The sequence below is a fragment of the Streptomyces sp. MnatMP-M17 genome (assembly GCF_900091995.1).
Classification (GTDB): Bacteria; Actinomycetota; Actinomycetes; order Streptomycetales; family Streptomycetaceae; genus Streptomyces.
In genome coordinates, this window is the sequence record NZ_FMDK01000967.1 from 1 (window position 1) to 3,207 (window position 3,207).

General features: G+C 70.5%; 4 protein-coding genes. 1 reads left to right on the plus strand and 3 read right to left on the minus strand.

Annotated elements, in window-relative coordinates; genetic code table 11:
- Positions 1–73 precede the first annotated feature (73 nt).
- Positions 74–520 (minus strand): SRPBCC family protein, encoded by a 447-nt coding sequence (locus GA0115259_RS34280; RefSeq protein WP_093604140.1) that lies wholly within the window; start codon positions 518–520, stop codon positions 74–76.
- A gap of 133 nt (positions 521–653) precedes the next feature.
- Positions 654–1,421: a DeoR/GlpR family DNA-binding transcription regulator gene (locus GA0115259_RS34285; protein ID WP_370749180.1), complete on the minus strand. Its 768-nt coding sequence runs from the start codon at positions 1,419–1,421 to the stop codon at positions 654–656.
- An 82-nt stretch (positions 1,422–1,503) separates the two neighbouring features.
- On the opposite strand from GA0115259_RS34285, the gene GA0115259_RS34290 reads away from it, so the two are divergent.
- The gene (locus tag GA0115259_RS34290; protein ID WP_202450607.1) at positions 1,504–2,745 is read left to right on the plus strand and encodes an MFS transporter; all 1,242 of its coding nucleotides are present in this window, start codon (positions 1,504–1,506) and stop codon (positions 2,743–2,745) included.
- A 26-nt stretch (positions 2,746–2,771) separates the two neighbouring features.
- Here GA0115259_RS34290 and GA0115259_RS34295 read toward each other — a convergent pair whose 3' ends face one another.
- Positions 2,772–3,086: an ArsR/SmtB family transcription factor gene (locus tag GA0115259_RS34295; RefSeq protein WP_093604146.1), complete on the minus strand. Its 315-nt coding sequence runs from the start codon at positions 3,084–3,086 to the stop codon at positions 2,772–2,774.
- Positions 3,087–3,207: the final 121 nt, after the last annotated feature.

Below are 3,207 nucleotides of genomic sequence, written 5' to 3' on the forward strand. Positions count from 1 at the left end.
GGCCCCGGGCGGCAGTGGACACCGCCGCCCGGGGCCCACCCGTGGTCCGGGGCCCGTGGTCCGGGAGCTCCGCTCAGGACGCTTCGACGGCCTTCTTGATCCGCTCGCCGAAGGCCGGCGCGTCCTTCCGGGCGGCGCTCAGGGCGATACCGACGAGCAGCTTGCCGATGCCGTGCCCTTCGAGGACATTGAAGATCCGCACCCGGGTCCTGCCCTCGCCGACGCTCTCCAGGTCGTAGCCGCCCTCGGCCGAGGTGACGGAGTTCTTGGACGTCTCGGCCCAGCGGATCTTGCCGGGCGCCTCCAGCTCGGTGATCCGGATCTCGCGCCTGGTGGTCATTCCCGCGTCCTTGACCGTGCTGCGGAAGACCGTGCCGACCTCGGTGGGCCCGTCCGGGACCTTCTCGATCGCCTGCACCCTGGGGCTGAACGTCGGGTCGTTCGTGCCTGCGGCGAGGAAGGCGAACACCTCCTCGACGGGCCGGTCGATCTCCGTGGTTGCCTCGAACTGTCCAGCCATGTCGCTCCTCGATCGGTCGACCGACGGCGGGCATACGAACAGCCGCCCGCCGTGTATGACGGCCGCCCGGATCGGGCCTGCCGGCACGCACTCATTGTCATGTGTAGGCCCGTCCCGCCACCACCCGAGGAGATCACACCTTGCGTACGGTCACGCCCGCCGCGGCCATCGCGCCCGTCTCCTCGTCCGGAGCCGTCTCGTCGGTCACGACGGCGTGGAGCGCGGAGACCGGTGCGACGAAGGCGAGCGCGGTACGGGAGAACTTGGCGGCGTCCGCCACGGCGATGACGCGTCGCGCCGAGGCGATCGCGGCGCGTTTGACGGCCGCGTCGGAGAGGTCGTACGAGGTCAGCCCGTCCTTGGCGGTCAGTCCGCAGCAGCCGATGACGGCGGTGTCGAAACGCAGCGCGGCGAGTGAGGCCTCCGTGAGCGGACCGGTCAGGGCGAGTTCACCCGAACGCGGTTCGCCGCCGGGCAGCAGCAATTTCAGTCGAGGCGCGCCGGTCAGCGCGTTGGCGGCGTGGAGAGAGAGCGGCATGACGGTCAGCCGGCGGTCCTCCAGGGCGCGGGCCACCTCCAGGCAGGTGGTGCCGCTGTCGACGACGACCGACTCGCCGTCGGCGATCAGTTCGGCGACGGCGGCGGCGATACGGCGCTTGGCCTCCGTTCCCTCCTGGGCCCGCAGCGCGAAGGGCGGCTCCTCGCCGCGGAGCAGCAGGCTTCTGGCGCCGCCGCGGTAGCGCTCCAGGACGCCCTGGTCGCTGAGGACCTCCAGATCCCGGCGGACGGTCATCTCCGAGGCGCCGGTCAGCTCCGCCAGTTCGGCCACGCTCAGCTGTCCGCTCCCGCGTACGGCATCGGTGATCCGCCGCAGTCGATCTGTGCTCCCTGTGCTCGCCATGCCTGCCATTGAATCATTGAACACAATGGATGTGCGATAGGCAATCTTCCGAACATCAACCATGTTTGTTATGTTCGCCGGCATGGAGAAAACCGGCACCGAGAGATCGCTGCGCGCCGCCCGGCTGGCCACCTTCGGCTTCTTCACCCTGAACGGCTTCGTCCTCGGCATGTGGGTCGTCCATATCCCGGTCGTGGAGCACCGGGCCGGTATCAGCCATGCCGTGCTCGGCTGGCTCCTGCTGCTGCTCGGCGGCGGTGCCTTCGCCGGGATGCAGCTCGTCGGGCCGCTCACCGACCGGTTCGGCGCCCGCAAGGTGGTGCCGGTGAGCGCGGCGCTGTGCAGCGCGGCGGTGGTGCTGCCGGGACTGGCCGCCAACGGCTGGACTCTGGGCGCGGCGCTGCTGGTGCTCGGCTTCGGCAACGGCTGTCTGGACGTCAGCATGAACACGCACGCCGTCCAGGTCGAGCGCGGCTACCGGCGGCCCGTGATGTCCGCCTTCCACGCCTTCTTCTCGGTGGGCGGAGTGCTCGCGGCGCTGGTCGGCGCGCGGACGCTGAGCTGGGAGTGGAGCCCGGCGACGACGCTGGCGCTGGTGAGCGTGTTCGGCGTGGCGGTCACGGCGCTGGCGGCGCCTGCACTGCTGCGGCCGGCGGTGGCGGACGGCCAGAAGGCAGCAGATCAGCAGGTAGCGGGCTCACAAGCCACGCAGGCCTCACAGGCCCCAACCGCCCGACGCCGCACACCTCCACGTATCTGGGCCCTGGCCGCGCTCGCCCTGATGCTGATGCTCTCCGAAGGAGTCGCCAACGACTGGAGCGTGCTGGCGATGCGTGACGTCCTCGACGCGCCCGCCGCCACCGCCGCCTTCGCCTACGGCGCCTTTTCCACGGCCATGACCGTAGGACGTCTGCTCACGGACCGGGTGGCGGCCCGCTTCGGGCCGGTGGCCGTCGTACGGTACGGCGCCGCCCTGGGCGCGATCGGACTCACGGCGGTGGCGCTCTCGCCGTGGATCCCGCTGACCCTGGCCGGCTGGACGGTCTTCGGCATCGGCCTCTCCGGCTGCGTACCTCAGCTCTTCAGCGCGGCGGGCCACGCCGACCAGGACTCCGCCGGAACCAATGTCTCCCGCGTCGCCGGCCTCGGCTATCTCGGCATGCTCGCCGGCCCGGCCATCATCGGACCGCTCACCCACTTCATCCCGCTGAACGTCACGTTCTTCCTGCCCGTGGCCTTCTGCGTCATCGCGGCCGGTACAGCACGGATCCTCGGAACCGCGCCCGTCACCCGCGTCAACGAACCCGCGAGTCAGTACACCTAGGCCACGCCACACCTAGGCCACGCCCACTATGCCGCGGCCACCGGCTCCGTCCGGAGGACCACGTCCAGGAGGCCCGGGAAGCGGGCTTCGAGGTCCTGGCGGCGGAGGGACATCAGGCGGTGGGTGCCTTCGGCGCGGGTGTGGGTGACGCCGGAGTCGCGCAGGACCTTGAGGTGGTGGGAGAGCGTGGACTTGGACAGCGGGATGTTGAGGCTGCTGCACGACTGCTCGGTGACACCGTCCAGGCCACGGACGATGGCCAGGCGCGTCGGGTCGCTCAGCGCGTGGAACACGTCCGTGAGCTGGATCTCTTCGCGTGTGGGGTGCTTGAGCGTGCGCACGTGAGTACTCCTCTGGTGACGAAGGGAGCGGCGCTGCTTCCCATCAGCTTCGAAGATTTGCACACTATCGAAATTCGGACCAGAGCCCGGCGGCGGGCCGCCCCGGCGCCCGGGGCGGCCC